This window comes from Peptidiphaga gingivicola, assembly GCF_001652275.1.
In the GTDB taxonomy this organism is placed as follows: Bacteria; Actinomycetota; Actinomycetes; order Actinomycetales; family Actinomycetaceae; genus Peptidiphaga; species Peptidiphaga gingivicola.
This window is the reverse complement of sequence record NZ_LVZK01000003.1, coordinates 269821-293008: the sequence shown is the minus strand read 5'-3', so window position 1 is coordinate 293008 and position 23188 is coordinate 269821. Positions and strand designations below refer to the sequence as shown.

26 protein-coding genes are annotated in these 23188 nt (G+C 63.0%); 16 read left to right on the top strand and 10 right to left on the bottom strand.

Annotated elements, in window-relative coordinates; genetic code table 11:
- Nucleotides 1-99: 99 nt before the first annotated feature.
- Both A4H34_RS09850 and ftsY read left to right on the top strand, forming a co-directional pair.
- Nucleotides 100-459 carry a hypothetical protein gene (locus A4H34_RS09850; protein WP_040323497.1) on the top strand — a complete coding sequence of 120 codons (360 nt, stop codon included), beginning with the start codon at nt 100-102 and terminating at the stop codon, nt 457-459.
- Nucleotides 460-920: 461 nt separating this feature from the next.
- The gene (ftsY, locus tag A4H34_RS09840; RefSeq protein WP_009199910.1) at nt 921-2138 is read left to right on the top strand and encodes a signal recognition particle-docking protein FtsY; all 1218 of its coding nucleotides are present in this window, start codon (nt 921-923) and stop codon (nt 2136-2138) included.
- 399 nt (nt 2139-2537) lie between these two features.
- Here the strand turns inward: ftsY and A4H34_RS09835 are convergent, their stop codons facing one another.
- The 9 genes from A4H34_RS09835 to A4H34_RS09795 all read right to left on the bottom strand — a co-directional run bounded on the left by A4H34_RS09835 (nt 2538) and on the right by A4H34_RS09795 (nt 8429).
- Nucleotides 2538-3233, bottom strand: coding sequence for a hypothetical protein (locus tag A4H34_RS09835; RefSeq protein WP_231871030.1), 696 nt, complete (start codon nt 3231-3233; stop codon nt 2538-2540).
- Complete coding sequence (locus A4H34_RS09830) at nt 3230-3586, bottom strand: hypothetical protein (protein WP_040323495.1); 357 nt, start codon at nt 3584-3586, stop codon at nt 3230-3232. The genes A4H34_RS09835 and A4H34_RS09830 overlap by 4 nt, the downstream gene beginning before the upstream one ends.
- Nucleotides 3587-3655: 69 nt before the next feature.
- Complete coding sequence (locus tag A4H34_RS11105; protein WP_156510323.1) at nt 3656-4753, bottom strand: hypothetical protein; 1098 nt, start codon at nt 4751-4753, stop codon at nt 3656-3658.
- 3 nt (nt 4754-4756) lie between these two features.
- Nucleotides 4757-5164 carry a hypothetical protein gene (locus tag A4H34_RS11100; protein WP_009199906.1) on the bottom strand — a complete coding sequence of 136 codons (408 nt, stop codon included), beginning with the start codon at nt 5162-5164 and terminating at the stop codon, nt 4757-4759.
- Nucleotides 5165-5718: 554 nt separating this feature from the next.
- Entirely contained in the window at nt 5719-6426 is a 708-nt protein-coding gene (locus tag A4H34_RS09815) for a hypothetical protein (protein WP_064231975.1), read from the bottom strand.
- A complete protein-coding gene (locus A4H34_RS09810; protein ID WP_064231974.1) occupies nt 6423-6845 on the bottom strand; it encodes a hypothetical protein in 423 nt (140 codons plus the stop codon). The genes A4H34_RS09815 and A4H34_RS09810 overlap by 4 nt, the downstream gene beginning before the upstream one ends.
- 3 nt (nt 6846-6848) lie before the next feature.
- A complete protein-coding gene (locus tag A4H34_RS09805) occupies nt 6849-7949 on the bottom strand; it encodes a hypothetical protein (protein ID WP_064231973.1) in 1101 nt (366 codons plus the stop codon).
- A 6-nt stretch (nt 7950-7955) separates the two neighbouring features.
- The gene (locus A4H34_RS09800; protein ID WP_156510322.1) at nt 7956-8123 is read right to left on the bottom strand and encodes a hypothetical protein; all 168 of its coding nucleotides are present in this window, start codon (nt 8121-8123) and stop codon (nt 7956-7958) included.
- Nucleotides 8124-8180: 57 nt separating this feature from the next.
- Entirely contained in the window at nt 8181-8429 is a 249-nt protein-coding gene (locus A4H34_RS09795) for a hypothetical protein (RefSeq protein ID WP_009199900.1), read from the bottom strand.
- Between the two features lie 352 nt (nt 8430-8781).
- Between A4H34_RS09795 and ffh the strand changes: the two genes are divergently transcribed.
- Nucleotides 8782-10344, top strand: coding sequence for a signal recognition particle protein (gene ffh, locus A4H34_RS09790; protein ID WP_064231971.1), 1563 nt, complete (start codon nt 8782-8784; stop codon nt 10342-10344).
- Nucleotides 10341-11432 carry an amidohydrolase family protein gene (locus A4H34_RS09785; RefSeq protein WP_064231970.1) on the top strand — a complete coding sequence of 364 codons (1092 nt, stop codon included), beginning with the start codon at nt 10341-10343 and terminating at the stop codon, nt 11430-11432. Before ffh ends, A4H34_RS09785 begins: the two co-directional genes overlap by 4 nt.
- Nucleotides 11433-11683: 251 nt before the next feature.
- Here the strand turns inward: A4H34_RS09785 and A4H34_RS09780 are convergent, their stop codons facing one another.
- Complete coding sequence (locus tag A4H34_RS09780; protein WP_407946344.1) at nt 11684-12694, bottom strand: cation diffusion facilitator family transporter; 1011 nt, start codon at nt 12692-12694, stop codon at nt 11684-11686.
- Between the two features lie 467 nt (nt 12695-13161).
- Here A4H34_RS09780 and rpsP point away from each other — a divergent pair, with 467 nt between their 5' ends.
- From rpsP to dprA, 12 genes are all read left to right on the top strand, one after another.
- On the top strand, nt 13162-13599 hold the full coding sequence (gene rpsP / locus A4H34_RS09775) for a 30S ribosomal protein S16 (protein ID WP_064231968.1): 438 nt from the start codon (nt 13162-13164) through the stop codon (nt 13597-13599).
- Nucleotides 13599-13838 (top strand): RNA-binding protein, encoded by a 240-nt coding sequence (locus A4H34_RS10760; RefSeq protein ID WP_009199893.1) that lies wholly within the window; start codon nt 13599-13601, stop codon nt 13836-13838. The genes rpsP and A4H34_RS10760 overlap by 1 nt, the downstream gene beginning before the upstream one ends.
- A gap of 159 nt (nt 13839-13997) precedes the next feature.
- Nucleotides 13998-14576 carry a ribosome maturation factor RimM gene (gene rimM / locus A4H34_RS09765; protein WP_064231966.1) on the top strand — a complete coding sequence of 193 codons (579 nt, stop codon included), beginning with the start codon at nt 13998-14000 and terminating at the stop codon, nt 14574-14576.
- On the top strand, nt 14576-15946 hold the full coding sequence (gene trmD, locus A4H34_RS09760; protein ID WP_064231965.1) for a tRNA (guanosine(37)-N1)-methyltransferase TrmD: 1371 nt from the start codon (nt 14576-14578) through the stop codon (nt 15944-15946). The genes rimM and trmD overlap by 1 nt, the downstream gene beginning before the upstream one ends.
- A gap of 138 nt (nt 15947-16084) precedes the next feature.
- Nucleotides 16085-16441 carry a 50S ribosomal protein L19 gene (gene rplS / locus A4H34_RS09755; RefSeq protein ID WP_009199890.1) on the top strand — a complete coding sequence of 119 codons (357 nt, stop codon included), beginning with the start codon at nt 16085-16087 and terminating at the stop codon, nt 16439-16441.
- 354 nt (nt 16442-16795) lie between these two features.
- Nucleotides 16796-17641 (top strand): signal peptidase I, encoded by an 846-nt coding sequence (gene lepB / locus A4H34_RS09750; protein ID WP_009199889.1) that lies wholly within the window; start codon nt 16796-16798, stop codon nt 17639-17641.
- Nucleotides 17642-17769: 128 nt separating this feature from the next.
- The gene (locus A4H34_RS09745) at nt 17770-18453 is read left to right on the top strand and encodes a ribonuclease HII (protein WP_082903218.1); all 684 of its coding nucleotides are present in this window, start codon (nt 17770-17772) and stop codon (nt 18451-18453) included.
- Entirely contained in the window at nt 18450-18767 is a 318-nt protein-coding gene (locus A4H34_RS09740; RefSeq protein ID WP_009199887.1) for a DUF2469 domain-containing protein, read from the top strand. The genes A4H34_RS09745 and A4H34_RS09740 overlap by 4 nt, the downstream gene beginning before the upstream one ends.
- A gap of 187 nt (nt 18768-18954) precedes the next feature.
- Nucleotides 18955-19803, top strand: a complete 849-nt coding sequence (locus A4H34_RS09735; protein ID WP_064231964.1) for a class I SAM-dependent methyltransferase — start codon at nt 18955-18957, stop codon at nt 19801-19803.
- A gap of 63 nt (nt 19804-19866) precedes the next feature.
- Nucleotides 19867-20283 carry a YraN family protein gene (locus A4H34_RS09730; protein WP_197480473.1) on the top strand — a complete coding sequence of 139 codons (417 nt, stop codon included), beginning with the start codon at nt 19867-19869 and terminating at the stop codon, nt 20281-20283.
- A gap of 20 nt (nt 20284-20303) precedes the next feature.
- On the top strand, nt 20304-21800 hold the full coding sequence (locus tag A4H34_RS09725) for a YifB family Mg chelatase-like AAA ATPase (protein ID WP_064231963.1): 1497 nt from the start codon (nt 20304-20306) through the stop codon (nt 21798-21800).
- The gene (gene dprA, locus A4H34_RS09720; protein ID WP_197480472.1) at nt 21787-23175 is read left to right on the top strand and encodes a DNA-processing protein DprA; all 1389 of its coding nucleotides are present in this window, start codon (nt 21787-21789) and stop codon (nt 23173-23175) included. Before A4H34_RS09725 ends, dprA begins: the two co-directional genes overlap by 14 nt.
- Nucleotides 23176-23188: the final 13 nt, after the last annotated feature.

Below are 23188 nucleotides of genomic sequence, written 5' to 3'. Positions count from 1 at the left end.
ATAACAATGTGATATCATTTCCGGTTCTGTAATCGATTTCACTTTGTTTTTGGGCACTTGTTCTTAAAGATTCCCAGCTTTTCGGCTGATAATGAAGGCGTGTTCATTCTGATCCTCGTCGTAATAGCCATCCTCGCTGTAGTGGGCCTCCTCTACGGGATGATTCTTTCGTCGCGCCAGGAGGACGTCAGAGGCTGGGTCGCCGAGTCGGTTTCGAATTGGCGATCCGAGAACCTCGGAGTCGAAGACTTTGAGGTGCAGATGAATGACGCGTCGTTGGGAGAGCTTTTCGCAGCCTTCCCGGAAGACGAGACGGCCTACTACACGCCAGAGGACGTCAGTTCCCAGATAAACAGGGTCGTTGACGCTGAAAAAGGCGCCGTCGCCCAGGTCAAGCCGAGGCTTCCGAAGGTGAAGACCGCCAAGGCCACTCGTGCCAGGCGCGTGAAATCCGCATAGCGCGCAGGGCATGCGCGAGTGCGGATTTCACGCAGACCCGCAGTTTCAGCGCTCAGCCGCCCGGCATTCGAAAGGAGCCACCCTTCGTGAGGGTGGCTCCTTTCCGTCTGCACGTCGTCCGGGCGCACCTCAGGGGTCGTGCGGGCGATCCGCTGCGGGGCGGCCCGAAGCATGCGTGCGTGTTTGCAGAGAAGTCCCTGGCGATCCCCTCTACACGTGGGCGATCCTCGGTGTCGTTGGTGTCGTTCGCCGACGTCGATACGGTTGTGGGATCCCCTCTGCACGTGGGCGATCTCTTCTAGAAAAGGACTCGTGAACTGCCTCCGCGCACGCCGACGAGGCGTCCGCATCAGACGAGGCGTCCGCATCAAGGGTCCGTTTGCACCTCGGCTGGCCGTGGATCGGATTACTCTTGGCTGCGTTCCGGTGCGATCGAGGCCGTAGTCTGGGAGACTGGCAGCGTGAACGATACGATCTACTACGTTGTTGGAGCCATAGTCCTGTTGTGCCTCGTCGCCGTGGCCGGACTGGCTATTAAGAAGCGAGGGGAGAGGCGACGCCCCGAGATTCCGACGACGCCGAAACCGCCGGCCATCGAGGGACCCGAGGGCGAAGCGGAGGAAGCTCTCGCTCCGGATGCCGCCGGCGCCGTTCAAGCGGAAGTTCGCGAACCGGAGACCGGTGAAGCAGAGAGCGGCGAAGCGGACCTTGCAGAGGTCGAACCCGAGGAGATCACCGCAGCGCCTATAGAGGCGCCCGAATCTGTTCCCTCCCGCATGCAGCGCCTTCGCGCCCGCCTCGCGCGGTCCGGGGGCTTTGGAAACGCGCTCCTGAAGATCCTCTCCCGCGGAGATCTCTCGCCCGCCGATTGGGAGGAGATTGAGGACACGCTTCTCATGGCCGACGTCGGCCTGGAAGCCACCACGCAAATTATGGACAATCTGAAGAAGCGCACGAAGGTCGAGGGAACCCGCGACCCGGAGCGCGTGAAGGCGATTCTCCGCGAGGAACTCCTCGAGCTCATCGACCCCGCCGCGGACAGGAGCCTTCACCTCGAGCGGATCGACGGCGACCCGGCCTCAATTCTCATGGTCGGGGTGAACGGAACGGGGAAGACGACGACGGTCGGCAAGCTTGCACGGGTGCTCGTGGCCGAGGGCAGCCGCGTGCTGCTCGGGGCCGCAGACACCTTCCGCGCCGCGGCGGCAGACCAGCTCCAGACCTGGGGCGAGCGCGTCGGCGTAGACGTTGTGCGATCCGACCGCGAGGGCGCCGACCCCGCGTCCGTCGCCTTCGACGCCATCGACAAGGGGCGCGAGACCGACGTCGACGTGGTCCTCGTCGACACCGCCGGCCGTCTGCAGAACAAGTCGGGGCTCATGGACGAGCTCGGAAAAATCAAGCGGGTGATGTCCAAGCGCGTTCCCGTCAACGAGGTGCTTCTCGTCCTCGATGCAACAACCGGCCAGAACGGCATGCGCCAGGCTGAGGTGTTCGCCGAAGTCACGGGCATCACCGGCATTGTCCTGACCAAGCTGGACGGCACCGCCAAAGGCGGCATCGTCATTTCCGTCCAGCGCGAACTCGGGGTTCCAGTGAAGTTCGTGGGCTTGGGAGAGGGCGTGGACGACCTGGCGCCCTTCGACGCCGAGGGCTTCGTCGACGCGCTCACTGCCTGAAAAGCAGACGTCCGGTGCTTCGCCTGGGTCGTAGTTGCGCGGCAGCGCAGAGAGGGGCGCCTGAGGCCGACCACCCCGGAAACGACGAGTGTTTGACGCGACGGCACACAGGGGTCGCCCCCGCTGATATGGCGGGGGCGACCCCTTCCATGTGTCTGTTTCGAGCCTTGCCGCTCTGAATCCGAGACTTTGTTTCTTAAAGTCACGTGAGGCAAATCGGAGCGAGCATATGGTTACATCCGACAAGCAAATGATTAAGACAAAAAGACTAAGGACAAAAGCAAGTTTCATGCCTAGGAAAAGTGTCTTAGTCGATCATCAGTTCCAAAACTTGACCGCGTTAAAGAACAAAGGTGCTTTTCATGGAAAACTGCAGAGGCTCGGCAGGCCGGTGAACACTCAGCAGGCCGGGGCGATCATCTGGGTCAAGGCCTCCCAAATCGTTGCTGAGCGCAGCGGCATGGCGATGAGCGCGTCCGGGTCCGATGCATGCGGCAGAAAGCCGAGAAATCCCCCTGGAGTCACGAGCACGACTAGCGCATCGCTTGTGCGCGGGGAGCTCTCGCGGAGCTCAGTGACTGCGACCGACCAGAGGAGCCAGTCGCCGTCTATGACGGCGCGCGACACATCGGGCGCAGCCTCACGGAGGGAATCGGCGAGCCTCTCATCTTCGCCTTCGACTTCGGCGTCGGCGAGCAATGATGTCACGGGGCGGCTCTTGACGGCGGCGACGTCTGCTTTGGCGAGCGGCAAGGGGCCGATCCTTAGAAAGGGCAGCAGAAGCATGGGAAACGCCCCGGGCCTGCATTCTTGAAAAATGAGGCCCTCGCCGTCGTCAATCATGATGGTTCCTGCCCTGGACTGGCCGAACCACGCTTGGCAGGCCTCCGTTTCGAATCGATTCCTTCTATGCACCGTGACTCGGCCGGTGCGCTCTGCAAATCCCTTGAAAAGACTGACGGCCTCGGCGGTCAAAGCGCCATTGCTCCAAAGGCCGAAAGGAGCCAGAGAACCGAGGATTCCGCAGTCGCCCGAACCGCCGGCCAAAACACGCTGGATCTCTTGCCACTCACGATTGTTCATGCGTGCTTTCACGGGATCGCCTCCAGCGACTGCGCACACTTTGCAAATGTCTCGCTGAGCCTGGAAAAATCAGCCGAACTGCACGTGAAAACGAGGATGACCCCCGATTCTTCGGTTAGGAGCAGATACTCGATCTGAGTGGTGCTGAACTCAAAGGTTCGGGTCGCCCAGATGACGTGGGCTGTAACGCCGCCCAGGTGAGTCTGAGCAACATCGATCAAGCGCAAGGAAGGAAAATCACGTTTGAGCTTGCTCAAGGCTTGCCGCGTCCAGTCCTCCAGCGATACACCAGGGTGGCTGATTTCTTCGAGAATGAGGTTTGGTTCAATCTTGAAAGCGCCGGGAGGGCCTACGGCTTTGCGCACTAGCCCTCCATCGATGGGTAGGCGGTTGCGCCATGACCATTGATCGGGCAATGTAAGGTGCACCATGCGTCAATCGGTCCAATCGAGCCAATCGGGTATCCCGATGGAGTTGATGCCAGACTCTACAACGCCTTCGGCGGAGTCGAGCAGTGGTTTTCCCTCTTGTTCCGTGACGGTTCCCAGGAGCAAGGATCCGAAAGGAGACAGCGCCTCCCCGCCGACGCCGGCGGCGACGTTGAGGACATGCGGTCCGGTTTCCCACGTCCCGCGGAGCGTGGCTTGCAGCGTGCGCTCCAAAGGCGAGTTTTCCGGGTTCTCCGATGCCATGGAGTATTGTTCCTGATAACCCGCAGAAAAAGCATCAATGCCCTGAAGCACGTTCACTCCGATGTCTAGGACGCCTGACAGCTTCCCGGCGCCCTTGAGCAATGTCTTCGCGACACCCCCTCCAGGTATGAATCCAAACACCTCGTCCGCTATCGATACCGCCTTTTCCGTCAATCCGAACCCTTTAGTCGCATTCGCTATATTTGGATGACTGTCTACGTCGTCAGGAATATCCGGCTGCACTTCATCAATTGCTCGCTTAAGCACACTCGGCGATCCTCCTATTTTTACACTTATTTCACTTTCGTAGTACTCCGCCAAGGGATCAATGGTTCCGCGCAGGACTAACTTACAATTTGCCTGGAATGAAGCGTGCGCTTGTGATTCTGTAGTTCGAATGTCTTTAGAACGATTTTTAAGCGAGTTAAATAGCTCTTTTTTATTTTTGTAGTCTGAGTCGCTCTTATCGTCACTATCTTCTCCAGGTTTCTCGGGTTCGGTTATTTTGAAGCCTGATATGTCTAGTTGACCATTCTGTGCGTCAGCTAAGATTGAATCAAGTTCCGACTTAACGGAAGTGAGCGAATCATAAAGATCACGGACGTAACCTTTGTACGTATTTATATCGTCTCGTGCGTCTTGGAGGTCTGAAGAGTAGTTGTAGACCTTCTTTTCGGCTTCGCTTGCGGTATCGCCCAAGAAGGAAATTTTTATGCGTTTTTGGACGCCGCCGATATCGTTGAAGCACTCATCAAGAGTGTTAGCGAGTTTTGCGAGATCATAGAACCGCATCTCGATTCTCGCCAGATCCGCCTTGAATTCAGTGTCTATGCTAGCCATGAGTCACATATACCTTTCCCGATCGTTTCTTTCCCCTGGAGTCGAGGTCCAGTCGCCGCCTCGCTCTCCGGGATACGGCTCTGTTGGTTGCGGATGCATAGGATCGGGTTTGGAGCGGCTGCCAGGAGTCTCTTGCCAGGGAAAGCGATATTTCTGCCGTTCGCCCTCATCGGCGTTTTCGATGTCTTGAGCCCCTGTTTTCAAATTGATATTTAACTCGTTGAGGTCCTCGCATAGAATCCGAAGCATTTTATTGAAGACTCGGCTAACTTCAGAGTCATAATGCTGCGAACGATCAAATCCGCTCGAAAAAGGAAGTCTTAAACTACATACAGTTTCTTTTATGTCGTTCGATATAGAAACGGCATGATATATCTGCGGAAAGTCTATTTTTAGTAGATCGTGAGACATCGATCCTCCTAGCAGTTATTTTATGTGTAGAAGCACATTTTTGGGCCTTCGTAGAGTCCTTATGCCTCTATCCCTTTTGTATAGAAAATCTAACATTGCTTCGCGGAAGATGTCAATACACAAAAGCTGCACACAATAACTTTTTTTAACTGTAGTAGTACCAAATCTATGTGAATAGTGTCTTTTTAACGCTTATTTAATTTGTTTCGCTATTCTAATTTAAGTTGAAATTGAAGCGTGTTTCCACAATGTCGCGTTTCTGCTTCGTCGCTGACCCGTCGAAACGGGAGTTTTGCGGAGGCTGTCGCGCGAGAAGCCCAAAGAACCCTTCAGGACGTGTGGACAAGAGACTCTTCAGTTCCAAAGCGCGCCCCTGGGCAGTTTCACAAGCATTCTCAACAAGCGGCAAGCCCGCGTTCAATGCTCTTTCTTGTCGTACTGCCGATGGTGCGAAAGCCTCCAGCGTAGAAAGAGCCTCTCGGTCCCTGACGTCGAGAAGACAATCTCGCTAAGCCGGATGCCGGCGAGAAAGACGGTTTGACTGGATGGGCTATTCAGCAGGCCGGGGCGATCATCCGGGTAAGAACCTCCCAGATCGTGGACGAGCGCAGCGGCACGACGGCAGCGATGCTCGCGTTTCTCCCGCCTGGAAGGACGCCGAGGGATCCGTGCGGGGTTGCAAGCACGACGAGGGCGTCGCCCGCGCTCCGGCGACCCTCGCGAACTCTTCCGGCTGTCACCGACCAGAGCCGCCAGTCCCCGTCCACGACGGCGCGCCACACTTCGGGAGCAGCCTCGCGGAGGGAGTCGGCGAGCCTCTCGTCGTCGCCTTCGAGTCCGCCGTTGTCTTCTTTCGCTTCCAAAAGCCTTGTCACGGTCTCGATTTCGATGACGGCGCCTTCGCTTTTGGCGAGCGGCAACGGGGCTATTCGCAGGAAACCACGGAGGAAAACGGGGAAGAATCCCGGGGCGCACTGTTGGAAGACTAGCGCTTCGCCGTCGTCAATCATGATGGTTCCGGCTCTTGACTGCGAAAACCAAGCTTGGCAGGCGACAAGCCCGGAACGGCTTCTCAGGCGCGCGGTCACACTGCCCCTGCGCTCGGCGAACCCCCGGAAAAGGCCAAGCGCCTCAGGGGTCAGCGCGCCGTCCGTCCACAATCCAAAAGGGGCGAGAGCGTCAAGGACGCCTGGGGCGCCCTTGACGCCTGCCAGGACTCGTTGGATTTCCCGCCACTCGGTCGCATTAATCCGTGCTTTCAAGCTTCGGTCTCCAGAGATTGCGCGCACCGCGCGAACTCCTCGTTGAGGGCCGCGAAATCGGCGGAGCTGCATGTGAACAGAAGGATGATCCCGGAGCTTTCTGTCAGGGTCAAGTACTCGACTTGGGTTAAGTTGACGGCGAGGCTTCGGGTTGCCCAGATGACGTCCGCGGCGACGTCGCCCAATCGCGTCTGGGCGACGTCGATGACGTGCAGCGAAGGCAAGTCGCGCTCAATCTCTTTCAGCGTGTTGCGCAGCCACTTCCCGAGCGGGACGCCGGGGTGGCGCACCTCGTTGAGAATGAGGCTGGGCTCGACTCCGAAAGAGCCCGCAGGCCCCCGTGCCTCCTTCACATCTTGGCCCGCGACGAATGGGCCGTTGCGCCACGACCATTTCTCCGGCAATGTCACGCAAGGCATGCGTCAATCGGTCCAATCCACGCAGTCGAGCACCCCGAAATGATTGATCACATTCTCAGCCGTGCTGTCAAAAAGCCAGTGAGATCCGCCGCCCGCCATCTCTGCAGCCTCTCCAAGCAAAAAGGAACCAAGAGGGCCTCCCGCATCTCCCACTAGGCCGGCAGCTGCGTTCAGGAAATTGGGGTTCGCTTCCCAAGCGCCGCGCATTGTGCTCTGTATCTCGACCTCAAGCGGCGAGTTTTCAGGATTGTGTGACGAGGTCTCTTTCTGTTCTTGGTACGAGTGGACGAACGTGTCTAAGCCTTGAAGCGCATTTAGTCCAATATCGGCGAAGCCCGTTAGCTTGCCGAAGCCTTTGAGCACCTGTTCGCCCACGCCCCCGTCCGGTACGATGTCCGCGAACTGGTCCGCTATGGACACGACCTTTTCAGGCATGCCGATCGCTTTGGCGTAGTCTCCCAGTTTTGAGAATGTTTTTGGTTCGTCTCTGATCTCGGGCTCGGCTTGATCGACCGCTCGCGAAAGAATGCTGGGCGGGCCTCCCGTCATCAGCACCCCGGGGGTGCGGTAGTATTCCGCCATCGGATCGATTTCTGCCTTCAGGACGCCCTTGCAGCTGCTCTGAAAAGTCGAATGCGCGCTCGCCTCGTCGTCACGGGCCTTCTTGGAACGCTCCTTCAGACGATTGAAGACTCTTACCTTGAAGTCGTAGTCTTTCTTATCGCCGTTTGAAGCGCCGTTGCCGGGTTTCTCCGGCTCCTGGATGACGTTGTTCTTAATTTCCAGATCGTTGTCTTCCGCGTTTCCACGCATCGCCTCAAGTTCGTCCTTGACCGGGGTCAAAGCGTCGTACAAGCTTTGGACATAACCCTTGTAGGTCTTTATGTCGTTGCACGCATCTTCGAGGTCCGCAGCGTAGTTGTACATTTCGACGTCTGCTGCGTCAGCGGTCTTCCCCGAAGGCCAAGCGGAATTCACGCGCTTTCGCACCCCGCTGAAGTCGCTGACGCAGTCGTTGAGAGTCGTGGCCTTGCTGTCGAGATCGTTGATGTGCTGCTGAATGGAAGCCAGGTCGGATTTGAATTCCGTGTCGATGGTGACCATTGTCCTTTACCTCAACTTGTCGAAATCGATTTTGGGATCTTTGCTCGGAGCCGACCCGCCGTCGCCGCCCGAGCCTCCGTCTTTGCCTGGACTCCCGCCGCTTCCCAGGTCCTTGCCGTACTTCGGGCCCTCCTGCTCGTCAGTGTCTTTGACGTCGCGCGAGCCTTGGTCCAAGGAAACGTTGAGTTTGGCGACAGCTCCTCGGGACAACCGCCGCTGCCAGGGCGCCTCCTAATCCCATTGGACAGCGTCTATATTCTCCTCAACCTTGGAATCCACGGCCTTGTGCGCCACATCGACTAATATGCCTCCGATTTGACCGAGGGCGAAGGCTCCGGCTGGCGTGAGGGCCTCCCCGGCGGTGAGAGAGGCTATGTCGATCGAAATTTTGGCGCCGTACGGAGCAGCCTTCCACCGGCCACGGGCCAAACTCTGCACAAGACGCTCTTTGGGCGAAAGTTCGGGATTGTAGGCTCCCATTGCTCTTGGAACCCGGCCCAAAAAGCATCGACGCCCTTCACTGCATTCGTTCCGATGTCGATGGTTCCCATCGCTTTCCAGGGACCATTCGAGATAGATGCGCTTTTGCAGGCCCCGAGCGTCCTGTGAACGCTTCAACGGAGGCGTCGTCGAACGTCCTCGCCCGCAGTTGTGTGCGAGGTGCGCAAACCATGTCTATTTTGCCGGGCGGGCTGTCCCGCGCCCGGGTTGCGAAGAAGGGGCGTCTCGGCGGATCGCGTTAGGGATGCCGCACAAACCCGAGGGGCCTCCTCAAGGCGCATGGCGTAGAATTGCCACAGTTCCACAAGCGTCCCCAACAAGAGGTAGGCCCGTGTTCAACACTCTTTCCGACCGCATCACAGGATCGTTCAAGAGCCTCCGGTCCAAAGGGCGCCTTTCGGCTTCCGACGTCGAGGAGACGATCTCGCAGATACGCCGCGCGCTGCTCGACGCCGACGTCGCCCTGCCCGTCGTCCGCTCCTTCACCGCGGCAGTTCGCGAAAAGGCGACGGGGGCCGTCGCCTCGAAGGCTCTCAACCCCGGCCAGCAAGTGGTCAAGATCGTCAACGACGAGCTCGTCGAAATCCTCGGCGGCGAAACCCGCGAGCTCGACCTTTCCCGCAGGCCGGCCGTCATCATGCTCGCCGGCCTTCAGGGCGCGGGCAAGACGACGCTCGCCGGCAAACTCGGGCGATGGCTGCGAACCGAGCGCAACAGGAAGGTCTTGCTCGTCGCCTCCGACCTCCAGCGCCCCAACGCGGTCAACCAGCTCCAGGTGGTCGGCGGGCAGGCGGGGGTCGACGTGTGGGCGCCCGAGCCCGGCAACGGCGTCGGCGACCCGGTCGCGGTGGCGCGATCCGGCCTGGCTCGGGCCGAAGAGTACGGGTACGACGTCGTGGTGGTCGACACCGCCGGGCGCCTCGGCATCGACGAAGAAATGATGCGCCAGGCCATCGACATCCGGGCCGCCGTCAATCCCAATGAAGTGCTTTTCGTCATTGACGCGATGATCGGCCAGGACGCCGTCGCCACGGCCAACGCCTTCCAGGACGGAGTCGGATTCACCGGCGTCGTCGTCTCCAAGCTCGACGGCGACACCCGAGGCGGCGCGGCCCTGTCCGTGCGGGGCGTGACGGGCGTCCCCATCATGTTTGCCTCCACCGGCGAGAAGCTCACGGACTTCGAGCAGTTCCACGCCGACCGCATGGCCTCGCGGATCCTCGACATGGGCGACGTCCTCACGCTCATCGAGCAGGCGGAGCGCACGTGGGACGAACAGCAGCAGGCGGAGCTCGCGGAGAAAATGAGCGAGGGGTCGTTCACCCTCGACGATTTCCTCGTGCAGATGCGTCAGCTCAAACGCATGGGGTCGATGAAGAAGATCATGGGCATGCTGCCGGGGATGGGGCAGTACCGTGAGGCGCTCGAAGCGTTCGACGAAAGCTCCGTGGGCCGAATCGAGGCGATCGTCCAGTCGATGACCCCGGCGGAGAGGACGGACGTGAAAATCCTCAACGGTTCGCGGCGTCAGCGCATCGCCCGCGGCTCGGGCACCACCGTTCAAGAGATCAACTCCCTGGTCGAGAGGTTCGAACAGGCGCGCAAGATGATGCAGCAGGTCTCGCGCGGGGGAGGCGTTCCCGGGATGCCGGGGATGGGCGGGATGCCCGGAATCGGGGGCGGCGGCCGCAAGGCCAAGCGCGCCGCGAAGAAGAAGTCCGCGAACAAGAAGGGACGTTCCGGCAACCCAGCCAAGCGCGCCGCACAAGAGCGCGAGCAAAGCCAGCAGGGGCAGAAGGGCAAGGGTTCTTCGTTCGGCGTCGGCGCATCGCAGGGCGCCGGGCAGCCGGGAGGCAACCCGGACTTCGAAGACCTCGCGAGGTTCCTCAAGTGACCTCATATCGCCTGACGGGACCTTTGCGAGGAACCGATCTGGCCGAGGTGTGGATCGTCGACGGCGCGATCCGCCACAGCGCGCCCGATAGCCCGGCGCAGACCGTAGCGGGCTGGACCTATCCGGGCCTGGTCGATGCCCACGCGCACCCTGGCCTGTCCCATTCCGCCGAGCCCGTCGCCGACGCCGAGGTGATCCGACGGCTTGACGCGGCGCGTGCGGCCGGGGTGACGACGGTGCGCGAAATGGGTGCGCAGCTCGACGTCGCCCGCTTCGCGGCGCGAGGCAGAACGAAGGCAATCCGGTCCGGACGGCACATCGCCCGGCCCAAACGCTATATTCGGAACGTCGCGGCGGAGATCGAGCCGGGGGAGCTTCCGGACGAGGTCGTGCGCCAGGCCGCGCGCGGCGACGGCTGGGTCAAGCTCGTCGGCGATTGGATCGACCGAACGGAAGGGGCCGATTCGGATCTGCGCCCGCTTTGGCCGCGGGACGTGCTCGCCGACGCCGTCGCCGCCACACACGAGGCCGGTGCGAAGGTCGCCGTCCACACTTTTGGGGTGGAAACGGTCGACGACGCGCTCGAAGCCGGAGTCGACTGCATAGAACACGGTTCGGGGATGAACGAAGACCAGCTTCGCGAGGCGGCGCGGCGCGGCGTGATTCTCGATCCGACGGTCTGTCAGACAGGCACGTTCGCCTCCATCGCGGAACGGGCGGGAAAATACCCCGTCTACCGTGAACGGATGCTCGCGATGTACCGGGGGAGATTCGACCATTTCGCGCTCATGGCGGATGTGGGCGCGCATTTCGTCATGGGCACGGACACCGAGGGAGAAGGAAAAGACAGGACGCTCGACGTCGAGCTTCGCGCTGCCGTCGACGCCGGACTCCCCGCGGGCCTCGTCATGGCCGCCGCGAGCCACTCCGGCCGTTCTCTGCTTGGCCTTCCTTCCTGGGAGGAGGGTGCTCCGGCCGACGTCGTCGTGTACGCGGAGGACCCGGAAAAGGACATCGCGGCCGTCTCGCGTCCGGCCGCGGTGTTCATCGACGGGGAACTGGTCGGCGGGACGCTCGCGACCGCATAGTCAAATGCGCGGAAGAGGCCGGCCCCCGGCAGCCAGACGGCGACGATTGTTTGAACGGACGCCGGCGGGTTGCTCGCGCCGGTTTGACCGCCGCTTGGAGACGCTGCGGCATTGGCGCGAGGGGCTCTGCGTCAGAAGGCGGTTGGCGAAAGGGCGTATTGGAAGACCGCCGGCGAAAGGCCGTATTGGTGGTGGAGGACTGCCGGCGAAAGACCCGCGTCAAACGTCAGGGGCCGCGTAGTCACAGGGCATTAGGCCTGGCCGCCCGCGGCTTTGGCCGCGGGGAGGTCGCCGTCGCCGACGCTGAGCGAACCGGTCGGTATGTCCTCGTAGGAGCGGGGGTCCTCGATCGGCTCGACGTGGATCTGGGAGTCGAGCCCCGGAACGGCTGCGGAAAGCGCCTCGGCGACGTTGTGGGCCAATTTGTGGCCGCGGCCGACCGTCCACGAACCGGGAACGAGCATGTGGACGTTCGCGAAGGAAGCTTGGCCCGCCGCGCGCGTTTGAAGCCCGTGGAATCGCACCGACTCCGTTGTGAATCTCGCGAGAACCTCGATAAGGGCCTGGTTCTGCTCGGCTGAGAGAGTGACGTCCATGAGGCCGCGTATCGATCCCCTGAGCAGACGCCAGCCGGTGACCAGGATGTTCAGGCCGACGAGAAGTGCGACGACGGGATCGAGCACGTCCCATTCCGTGGCGACCACAAGGCCGACCCCCAGGACGACGCCGACAGACGTGATGACGTCGGTCCACAGGTGCCGCCCGTCTGCGACGAGCGCCGGCGAACGCCAGCGCCGCCCGGCCCGCACCAACGCCACTGCGACTATTCCATTGACGACCGAGGCGGCGACGGATATCGCCAGACCCGGTCCAAGATTGTCGATCGGCGCGGGGCGAATGATCCTTCCCACGGCGCTCACGACAATGAAACCTGCCGCGACGAAGATCATCGTCCCCTCGACGGTGGAGGAGAAATACTCGGCCTTCGATCTGCCGAAAGCAAACTGGGAGTCCGCGGGTTTGGCGGCCTGCTTGAGGGCAACGAGCGCTACGACGGCTGCCACGAGGTTGACCACGGATTCGGCCGCGTCCGAGAGCAGGCCCACCGAGCCCGTCACGAAGTAGGCTGCCGTCTTCATCGTAATGGTGGCCGCCGCGGCAACCACGGAAAGCCAGGCGTAGCGGCTGAGGTCTTTGGCGGGGGTTTCGACTGTCACCAGAGTATTCTCCGAGTTTGCTCGGGGCCAGCGACAGAGGAACATGGCAAATGCGGTGCGATCCACGGCATTCGCCTTCCCGAAAACCGCCGGACGCGCGGTTATGACGAGACGTATGCCCACGATGGGAAGCGTACTCATAATGAAATCGCCTAGGATTATGGGCAAGGACGGTTGGCCATCCGTCGGGAGTGAGGAGCAGCGGTGGGAGCCTACGGCGGGCAGGCAGGATTGTCGTTTCGAAACTATGGCGAAGCGGAAGTACTGGAGTGCTGTGCCTCCCAAGATCGCAGGGCTGACGCCTGGCTTCGTCGGCATGTGTCTGACTGCACGTGCCCGGTTGTGGCTCCGATTGCCGGGCGAGCCGTGCATCTGGCAAACTAAGGCTTTGTACTCGGGCGAAAGAGGGCCCTCTCATCCTCTGGCTGCCTCAGTCTCGGGCCTTCTGCACCGCGACTCCCACCGCGATTGCGTCGGCCCAACCTAAAGTAGAACCAGGAGTGACCACACAAGTGGCAGTCAAGATCCGTCTCAAGCGCATGGGCAAGATCCGTGCGCCTCATTACCGCGTCGTCGTCGTCGATTCACGAAAGAAGCGCGACGGCCGCGTCATCGAGGAGATCGGCAAATATCATCCGACCGAGAATCCTTCGCTTATCGAAATCGATTCCGACCGCGTCCAGTACTGGCTTTCCGTCGGCGCACAGCCCACTGAACCCGTGCTCGCCCAGCTCAAGGTGACTGGCGACTGGCAGAAGTTCAAGGGGCTTCCGGGCGCCGAAGGCCGCCTTAAGGTCAAGGAGTCGGTCGACGTCGAAGGGGCCCGGAAAGCTGCGGTGGAATCGGTTCAGAACGAAGCCGAGAAGCGCCGCGCCGCTGCCGCCGAGGCGAAGATCGCGGCGGAGGCCGCCGCAGCCGAGGCCGTTGAGGAATCGGCCGAGGAGGCCTGATGATCGCCGATGCGCTCGAGCACCTTGTGCGTGGAATAGTCGATTCACCCGAGGACGTGGATGTGCGTGCTCGGAGCAACCGCCGTGGCGAGCTGCTTGAGGTTCGCGTCAATCCTGAGGATCTCGGGCGTGTTATCGGACGCAACGGCCGCACGGCCAAAGCTTTGCGCTTGGTCGTGGGCGCGCTTTCCCCCAAAGGGAATGTGCGAGTTGACGTGATCGAAACCGATCAGAGTTAAGTTCAACGGCGTTAAAGAAGGGTCGGCCAGCCTTGCGGTTTGGCCGACCCTCTTCGTGCGCTTCAACAGTTGTTCGCGTGCGACCGGTATCCTAGGAAGCGGATCGAGGCTCAGGTCAGCCATCGCGTTTCAAACCGTTCGTCGATCGAAGGAGAGATATTGCAGCTAACTGTCGCCGTCATCGGCGCCCCGCACGGTCTCAAGGGCGAGCTGCGCCTTGACGTGCGCACAGACCAGCCGGAGCGACGCCTCGGAATCGGAGCCATGCTCGAGACCGACCCTCAGGAGGCCGGCCCGCTCACCGTGGCGCGAACCCGCGAGTACAAGGGCGCAATATACGCGATGTTCTCCGAGTGCACGGATCGAACGATGGCCGAGCGGCTGAGAGGCGTCAAACTCACCGTCGAGACCGACGAAGACGACTATGTCGAGGAGGACGCCTTCTACGAGCACGAGCTCGTGGGCTTGGAAGTGCTCGATCCCGAAGGGTACGAGCTTGGAAGGATTATAGGGCTGGAGACGTTTCCCGCCCAAGACATGCTCGTGGTCCGCGAGCCGGACGGAGACGTCGCCAGGGTTCCCTTTGTGCGCGAGATCGTCACCGAGGTCGACCTGGACGACAATTGCGTCGTCGTTCGGGCGCCCCAGGGGCTTTTCTCAGCGGACGGCGAGGCGGATGGCGCCGATCTGGGCGAGAAGAGCGACGACCAGCGGGAAGAGGCCGCTGAGGAGGAATAATGCGAATTGACATCATCTCGGTGTTTCCGAGGTTTTTCGACGTTCTAGAGCTCTCATTGCTGGGAAAGGCCCAAGAGAGGGGAATCCTCGACGTCGTCGCCCACGACCTTCGCGACTGGACGGACGATCCTCACAGAACGGTCGACGACACTCCGGCCGGCGGCGGCGCAGGAATGGTGATGCGGCCCGACGTATGGGGAAAGGCCCTCGACGAAGTCATTGGCGCCGATGCGGCGTCCGGCGACGTCGTCCTCGCCATCCCGACTCCCGCGGGAAAGCCTCTGACGCAGCGTGCATGCGAGGAGCTCGCACGCGCCGAACGCATCGTCGTGGCCTGCGGACGATACGAGGGGATCGACGCGAGGGTGGCGAGCGAGTACGCCGAGAGGCCCGGCGTGCGCGTCTTCGAGTACTCCTTGGGGGACTACGTGCTCAACGGCGGCGAGGTCGCGGCCGTCGCCCTCGTCGAGGCGGTCGGGCGCCTGCTTCCCGGCATGGTCGGCAACCCCGAGTCGCTCCTCGAGGAGTCCCACGGCGTGGCAGGGCTGCTGGAATACCCTGTCTACACCCGGCCGGCAGTGTGGCGGGGTCGAGAGATCCCCGAGGTTCTGACCTCGGGCAACCACGGAGCCGTAGCCCGGTGGCGGCGCGATCGGGCGATCGAGAGAACCATTGAACGTCGCCCGGACATGATCGAGAAAATCAATGCCGCTTCCCTCGGCAAGAAAGAGCGGCGGGCGCTCGCCGCGCACGGATACCTGGCGCCTGCGAAGGCGGCGCATCCCGCGAGGGCCGAAGTCCGGCGGGCGGCGGCGGCGGACGTGCCCGGGCTGGCAAGCCTTGCAGCGAGGACCTTCCCGGACGCCTGCCCGAAGGGAATGCCCAAACAGGACATCGACGCCTTCATCGCCGAAAGCCTGGGCGAGGAGCATTTCGAACGCTACGTCGGTGACCCGGGCTGCCTCACGATGGCCCTGGAGGTCGGCGGCAAGCTTTTGGGGTACTCGTTGACCTACCTTCCCGAGGACGGCGGAGTCTCCGGCGCCGACAGGGGAGCGCCGGTCGACGCCGTCGTCGCCGGACGGCCCAGGCGCGGGCCGCTCGTCGAGCTATCAAAGTTCTACCTCGATCGAAGCCTGCGCGGACGAGGCGCAGGAAGCCTCCTGTGGGAGGCGACCAGGGCCGAGCTCGAAGAGTGGGCCGAGAACTGGCCGGAGCCGTACGTGTGGCTGGGGACCAATGAGAAGAACACCCGAGCCAGGCAGGCCTACCGCGGGCTCGGCTTCGAGTTCGTGGGCACCCGAGAATTCCTTGTGGGTGAGCAGAACAACGTCGACCGCGTTTTTGCGCGCCCCATTCGCGTGGCATAATTGTGAAGTTGTCTCGCTGTCACAATGCGCTGGACCTGCCGCAGGGGGTCGCGCACCGGCGAGTTTCCTGTAGGCAGGCGGTTTGACCGCCCCGACCACGCTTGTGGCCTGCGCGCACGGGCGGAAAGAGAAACGAATATGCACACTCTCGATTTTGTGGAGGAAAGCCAGCTCCGCAAGGACATTCCCGACTTCCGCCCCGGCGACACCGTTCGGGTCGACGTCCGAGTGGTCGAAGGCACCCGCACCCGCACCCAGGCCTTCCAGGGCGTGGTCTTGGGCCGTTCCGGCTCCGGCATTCGCGAGAGCTTCCTGGTTCGCAAAATATCCTTCGGCGTGGGCGTGGAGCGCTCGTTCCCGCTGCATTCTCCCTCCATTGAGGCGATAACCGTCGTCACTCGAGGCGACGTTCGCCGTGCCAAGCTCTACTACCTGCGCAAGCTGCACGGCAAGGCCGCCAAGATCAAGGAGCGTCGCGAGGACAATCGTCGGTGATTCGACGTCGTCCAAAGGCTTGAAGGGGCTCGGCATCGCGTCGAGCCCCTTTTCGATTGAGCCGGCTTCGTTCGTAAGCTCGAACTTCCGGCTTCGACAGGGGCCGCACGGTTGGGGAGGTCTTGGACCGATCTGAACGAAGGGAGGAAAAGAGCGTGAAATCGCCACTCTGTGCGGTGTGCGCGTCAAACTGTGAGCATAAGCGCCGTCCGTCATGGCGAGAATCCACAGGAAACTCCGATACCCTAGAGGAGGCCGTCGCCGCAGGATCGCGAGACACTGGGCGCAGGCCGGCGATTCACGGGGAGTATCCCCTTGGCATGTGGTGCTCTCGCGGGCGCCGGGGAGCGGAGAATGGACGATCAAAGGCAGTCTGAGGTTGCGGAGGAGATGCCGCCGTCGTACTTGCCGGAAAAGCTGGACGAGGATCCGAAGAGCGCGTCGGACGACGCAGCCGAATCCGAAGACGCCGGCGATGCCGACGACGACCGCAAACTGGACGCCGACGACGACCGCGAGCTGGAAGAAGGGGAAAAACGCAGGTCCGGCATTCGCGCGCTCCTGGAGACGCTCTCCATCGTCGCCGTCGCCCTTCTGGTGTCGGTTATCGTCAAAACGTTCTTCATGCAGGCCTTTTACGTGCCGTCCGGCTCGATGGAAAACACCCTCAGGCCAAACGACCGCATCGCGGTCAACAGAATGGCGGACACCGCCGACGAGATTCACAGGGGAGACATCGTCGTCTTCGTCGACCCCGGGAACTGGCTTCCTCCCAGCGTCGATAAATCCCCGGCTTGGAGGCGCGCACTGAGCAAAAGCCTGCAGACCGTGGGCCTGCTGCCCGAAGACGCGGGCAAGCACCTGGTCAAGCGAGTCATCGGAGTCGGCGGCGACAGGGTCGCATGCTGCACCGCCGCGGGCAAGCTGCGCGTGAACGGCAAGGAAATCACCGAGACGTACCTCAAACCCGGCGTGAACCCGTCGGAGATCTCCTTCGATGTGACCGTTCCCAAGGGCAAACTCTGGGTGATGGGCGACAACCGCTCCAACTCGCGAGATTCGCGCTACCACATCGGCGAAAGGAACGGAGGCTTCGTTCCCGTCGACAACGTGGCCGGACGGGCGTGGGCGATCTTCTACCCGTTCTCGAGGTTCGGGTCCATAGACGACGCATCGAAAGTCTTCGCAGGCGTCCCGTGACTGGCCGGACCGGCGGAGGCGGGCCCAAAAGAGAAGGCGAATCTGCGTCCGAAGGCGGGCGTGCGCGAACAGACAGCCGCGCGCGGAAAGGCACGGACGAGCCTCCGCAAAAGCGGACAGGCGGGTGTTTGCGGAAACCGGCGGACGGGCGTGCGCCGAGCCGAGAGATCGAAATCGATGCCCTCCGCTCCCTGCCGCCTGGCGCATTGATAGCCGGAGTCGACGAGGTGGGGCGGGGATCCCTCGCGGGACCCGTGAGCGTCGGAATCGCGCTCATCGACGCCTCCACAGGCGATTTCCCCGAGGGGCTGCGGGACTCCAAGGCAATGAGCCCGGCTGCGCGCGAACGCATGGCGCCCCTGGTGAGGGAATGGGCGGTGGACGTCGCCGTCGGGCATGCGGGGCCGGACGTCATCGACGACGTCGGGATCGTCGCCGCGCTGCGCCACGCCGCCAAGGAGGCGCTGAACGGACTGTCGGCGACGCCGTCGGCCGTGCTGCTCGACGGCAAACACAATTGGTGGGCCGAGGATTCGCTGTTCGACGTCGATCCTCTCCTCCCGCAGATCCCGGTCCGGATGGAAGTGAAGGGCGACGCAAGGTGCGCCGTGATCGCCGCGGCGTCGGTCGCCGCAAAGGTGGAACGCGACGGACTTATGGTCGTTCTCGACGGGTGTTTTCCGGGCTACGATTGGGCGAGGAACAAAGGCTACGCGAGCCCTTCTCACATCGAGGGGTTGGCAAGGCTCGGACCGAGCGACCATCACAGGAAGTCGTGGCATCTGCCCGGCGTGAGGGAAGGACACCGATGAGCGAGATCGAGAACTACGAGGCCGACGCCGAGCTCGCGCTCTACCGTGAATACCGCGACGTCATCAACATCTTCCGGTACGTCGTAGAGACCGAGCGCCGCTTCTACCTCGCCAACGACGTCGATGTGCGCGTGCGCGCGTCCTCCGGCGGGGAAGTGTTCTTCGAAGTCAACCTTTCCGACGCGTGGGTGTGGGACATCTACCGCACGAGCCGCTTCATCCGATCCGTGCGCATCGTGACCTTCAAGGACGTCAACGTCGAAGAGCTCAACAAGGCCGACATCACCCGCGAGCTAGACCTGCCGCACGGGTGACGCGCGGCAGGCTTGACGCACGGGCGGCCCGCGGGTTTGCCGCACGATTCGCGGGCGGCGGCGGGTTGCGCCGTCTGCGCTAATTTCGCGGGCGGCAGGACGTCAGTTCGCGGGCGACGGTTGTGACGTTTGAGAATGGCAGAGTGTCGGCTGGCGTGCGGCAAGGAGCGATGATGGAGACGACGATTTGAGCCCCTGCGAGAACCGGCCGCTGGATGGCCGCTACTGGGAAGAGCATTGGCAGAGCCTCGGCGAGCACGCTCTCGGCGAGGCTGCGAACCCGTACGTCGTTGCCGAGACGAGCGGTTTGGGGCGCGGGACCGCGCTCGACGTCGGATGCGGCGCCGGGGCCGAAGCCGTTTGGCTCGCAGAGCAAGGGTGGGACGTCACCGGCGCCGACATAAGCCCCACCGCCCTCGCCAAGGCGCGTAGACGGGCGGAGGCCGCCGGGCTGGGATCGGCGGTGCGGTGGGTCGAAGCGGACCTCATGGCTTGGGAGCCCGGCGAACGCTGGGATCTTGTCATGACCTCGTACGCCCACCCGCCGGGCAGCCAGATCGACTTTTACCGGAGGATTTCCCGGTGGGTCGCCCCCGGCGGCACGCTGCTCGTCGTCGGGCACTTGCACGGATCCGGCGTGATGTCTGGAGACGAGGCCCCCGAGGGGACGACCGTCTCCTTGGAGCACGTCGCCGGGCTTTTCGACGGCGGCGATTGGACGATCGAGACGGCGCGCCAGAACGTGCGGACGGCGACCGCCCGCGACGGGAGCGCTGTGGAGATGCGCGACGTCGTCGTCCGGGCGAGGCGGCTTCGCCAAAGGGGCGGCGGCCCAGCTAGAGAGCAGTCGTCTCCGATGCGGACGTCGCATTTGGCGGACGTTGCATTTGGCGGACATTGCATTTGGCGGACATTGCATTTGGCGGACATTGCATTTGTGCCGACGCAGCGTCTGAAGGTGGGTCTGCAATTGGACTGTTCCCCGTGCGTCGCCATTGTTGGTGAGCGCACTGGTCCACAGGCGGGGATGGCGTAGCCCGCATCCACAGATCGTCTGACAGCTGAGCGGCGCACAGCCGCCTTCGGCGAGACTGGGCCCATGGATACGAGTATGAGCGCGACGGTGGATTTCGTCGCTCCGGAGATGCCGGAGCCTCTCGGGAACCAGGAACTCGGAAAATGGGGCGAGGAGCTCGCCGCGAGGTACCTTCAGGCATACGGCTACGTCGTTTTAGCGCGCAACTGGAGGCGCCGTGCAGGCGAGCTCGACCTCGTCACCGCCTGCCCGCAGAGGAGAGCCGTCGTCGCGGTGGAGGTGAAAACCCGCAACGCCGAAGTGAGCGTCGGGCCGGTCGAGGCGATTTCCCGGGCAAAGCTGGCCAGGCTGAGGAAGCTCACAGGCATGTGGCTGCAGGAGACCGGGACGCGCTGTGAGCGGGTTTGCCTCGACCTCGTGGCGATCACGGTCGAAAACGACGGGTCGTGGCTGATTCGGCATCTGCGGGACATCTCGTGAGGGTTGGAACGGCGCACACCATGGCCGTCGTCGGAATCGAAGGAAGGCCGGTGCGGATTGAGGCCGTGCTTCTCCACGGCCTTCCCGCAGTCACGATCGTCGGGCTTCCCGACGCCGCGGTGTCCGAATCTCGCGAACGGATTCGAGCCGCCTTCGCCTCGGCTGGAATCGGCTTCCCTCAAGCGCGCCTGACGATCAACCTTTCGCCTGCGGACACGCCGAAAAGCGGCACGGCATTCGACCTCGGTATAGCGGTGGCGATCCTCGGGGCGATGGGCGGCCGCGAGATTGGGCAACGGTACGTCATGGGCGAGCTCGGCCTGGACGGGTCGGTGCGCGCCGTGCGCGGAATACTGCCGGCGGCTTTGGCCGCGGCAGACGAGGGCGCCGCAATGGCCGTGCCCCCCGGATGCGGGAAAGAGGCGGAACTGGCGGGGGTCAGGGTCAAGGAGGTGTTCCACCTCGCCCAGCTCGCGGAAGCCATGAGGATCCCGTGCGGTCCGGTTCCCGATGCGCCCTCGCCGCCGGGCATGGACGAAACGGAGGCCCCGCCTGCCTGCCCCGACCTTGCGGACGTCCGCGGGCAAGCCCAGGCTCGCCATGCGCTCGAAGTCGCCGCCGCGGGCGGGCACCACATGCTCGTGACAGGGGCGCCCGGTGTCGGAAAGTCGATGCTCGCCGCGCGTTTGCCCGGCATCCTGCCGAGACTCGACATGCACGAGGCCGTCGAGGTCGCCGCGATAGCTTCGGCCGCAGGGGAGTTCGACGGGCGGTTGAGCTACACCCCTCCCTTTTCCAGCCCCCACCATTCGAGCAGCGCAGCCGCGCTCATCGGCGGAGGGGCGATCCCAAAGCCGGGGGCCGCCTCCCGGGCCCATCGCGGCGTGCTTTTCCTCGACGAAATGCCCGAGTTTTCCACCCACAGCCTCCAAACCCTGAGGGAGCCCATGGAAACCGGAAGGATCGAGATCCATCGGGCACGGGCCGTCGTCACCTATCCGGCTCGTTTTCAGCTGATCGGGGCCGCCAACCCGTGCAAATGCGGCAACTACCTGGATGCGCCGGGCAAATGCACCTGTTCCGTGCGGGACCGCCGCGACTATTTCCGCCGAATCGGAGGGCCGATACTCGATCGCTTCGACATCAACGTCGTTGCCCCGAGGCTTTCTCGGGCCGATTTGGCGGAGGCCGGCGCGGGTGAGCCGAGCGCCGTCGTCGCCGAGCGGGTGGCCGAAGCCCGCTTGCGCCAGCGGGCCCGGCTTCGTTCGACCCCGTGGACCGCCAATGCCCAAGTGAGCGGCTCGTGGCTGCGGCGAAACACCCCGCTTTCCAGGGAAAGCGCAAGGGAGCTGGATTCCATGCTCGCTTCGGGGGAGACGTCGATGCGGGCTGTCGACAAGATCTTGCGGATTTCTTGGACCCTGGCCGACCTTTCGGGCAGGTCCTCCCCTTCGCGCGACGACGTCGATTGCGCTTTCACCCTGAGAGAAAGGAACGGCTTCCATGGCACGCACTGACCGCGGCGGAAATGCAGAGCTGGACGGGAAGCCGGGCCGCGGCGGAAAAGCCTGCGGCGACGAAGAGGTTTGCCGCGGCCAAGGCGAGGATCCGAACCGAATGGAGGGGCAGTGCGGAAATGAGCTGCCGGGCGGACACGAGGAGCGCGCAGCCGCAATGGCTTGGACGCGAATCGCGGAGGGGGAGGACGCGTACGCTGTGGCGCTCGTCCGGCAGATGGGCTACGTACGGGCGCTCGAATGGGTCGCAGAAGAAGACATTGCTGAATCCGGAAACGTTGCGCAAGCAGGAAAAGGCGTTGAGTCCGGAAGCGTCGCCGGGCTCGGGGGCTTCGCCGAGCATTGGACCGTCGCCGGGCTCGGGGGCGGCGCAGGGCGCGGCTTGGCGAAAGCCAAGGCCCGATGGAAGACGCGGCTTGCCGCCCTCGGCCCGGACGTCGCCGAATCGGACGGCGCCATGGGCTTCGTCATGCCAGGCGATCCGCTGTGGCCCGCCGCCCTCGACGATCTAGGCGACACCCGGCCGCTCGGCCTGTGGTTCCGAGGCGACGGCAAGGTGCTCGCCAGGGCGGGCGCGGCCGTCGTCGGATCGCGGGATTCCTCCCCGTACGGCGTGAAAATCGCGACTGACGTCGCATACGAGCTTGCCGATTCGGGCGTCAACGTCGTTTCGGGAGGGGCGTTCGGCATCGACGTCGCCGCTCACAGGGGCGCGCTCGCCGCCGACGGATACACAGTCGCCGTTTCCGCCTGCGGCGTCGACAGGTACTATCCGGCCTCCCACGCTGACCTATACCTTGAGATTCTGCGGCGCGGAGGGGCAGTATGCTCCGAGGCGCCGCCGGGGGCCGCCCCGCACAAGCATCGTTTCCTTTCCCGCAATCGGATTATTGCGGCGCTCTCGCGAGCCGTAGTCGTCGTCGAAGCGCCCTTTCGATCCGGGGCGATATCCACGGCCCACCACGCCATGTCGATCGGACGCCCCGTCGGAGCGTTCCCGGGCCCGGTCACTTCCCCCAGATCCTCTGGATGCCACCGGCTGCTCAGAGAAGGGGCCGCCTGCGTGACGCAGACCCGCGAGGTCTTCGAACTCATGGGAATGGAAGCGAAGCTTGGCGGGCAACCCGGACCGGGAGAGCCGCCGACCCCGGGAGGATTGCAAACCGAGAGGCAGCTCGCCCTCGACGTGCTCGATCCGTTGGCGTCGCGCGTGTGCGAGGCGCTGCCGGTTTCCCGCGGGGCGCCTGCGGAAAAGATCGCGGCGGTGGCCGGAGTCTCCGTGACCGAGGCCCTGACAGGGCTGGGAAGGCTCGAAAGGCAGGGAATTGCCGCGCGCAACGCCGGGCTGTGGAAGCTGGCTCGAAAAGGCCGATAACTTACCCTTGACA

Bases quoted from the DNA above. Each gene is read 5' to 3' on its own strand.
- rplS (WP_009199890.1), top strand. From the start codon at position 16,085: ATGCACACTCTCGATTTTGTGGAGGAAAGCCAGCTCCGCAAGGACATT.
- A4H34_RS09810 (WP_064231974.1), bottom strand. From the start codon at position 6,845: ATGCCTTGCGTGACATTGCCGGAGAAATGGTCGTGGCGCAACGGCCCA.
- lepB (WP_009199889.1), top strand. From the start codon at position 16,796: ATGGACGATCAAAGGCAGTCTGAGGTTGCGGAGGAGATGCCGCCGTCG.
- A4H34_RS09740 (WP_009199887.1), top strand. From the start codon at position 18,450: ATGAGCGAGATCGAGAACTACGAGGCCGACGCCGAGCTCGCGCTCTAC.
- A4H34_RS09805 (WP_064231973.1), bottom strand. From the start codon at position 7,949: ATGGTCACCATCGACACGGAATTCAAATCCGACCTGGCTTCCATTCAG.
- A4H34_RS09730 (WP_197480473.1), top strand. From the start codon at position 19,867: ATGGATACGAGTATGAGCGCGACGGTGGATTTCGTCGCTCCGGAGATG.
- A4H34_RS09795 (WP_009199900.1), bottom strand. From the start codon at position 8,429: ATGGGAGCCTACAATCCCGAACTTTCGCCCAAAGAGCGTCTTGTGCAG.
- A4H34_RS11105 (WP_156510323.1), bottom strand. From the start codon at position 4,753: ATGGCTAGCATAGACACTGAATTCAAGGCGGATCTGGCGAGAATCGAG.
- A4H34_RS10760 (WP_009199893.1), top strand. From the start codon at position 13,599: ATGATCGCCGATGCGCTCGAGCACCTTGTGCGTGGAATAGTCGATTCA.
- A4H34_RS09780 (WP_407946344.1), bottom strand. From the start codon at position 12,694: ATGTTCCTCTGTCGCTGGCCCCGAGCAAACTCGGAGAATACTCTGGTG.
- trmD (WP_064231965.1), top strand. From the start codon at position 14,576: ATGCGAATTGACATCATCTCGGTGTTTCCGAGGTTTTTCGACGTTCTA.
- dprA (WP_197480472.1), top strand. From the start codon at position 21,787: ATGGCACGCACTGACCGCGGCGGAAATGCAGAGCTGGACGGGAAGCCG.
- A4H34_RS11100 (WP_009199906.1), bottom strand. From the start codon at position 5,164: ATGTCTCACGATCTACTAAAAATAGACTTTCCGCAGATATATCATGCC.
- A4H34_RS09725 (WP_064231963.1), top strand. From the start codon at position 20,304: ATGGCCGTCGTCGGAATCGAAGGAAGGCCGGTGCGGATTGAGGCCGTG.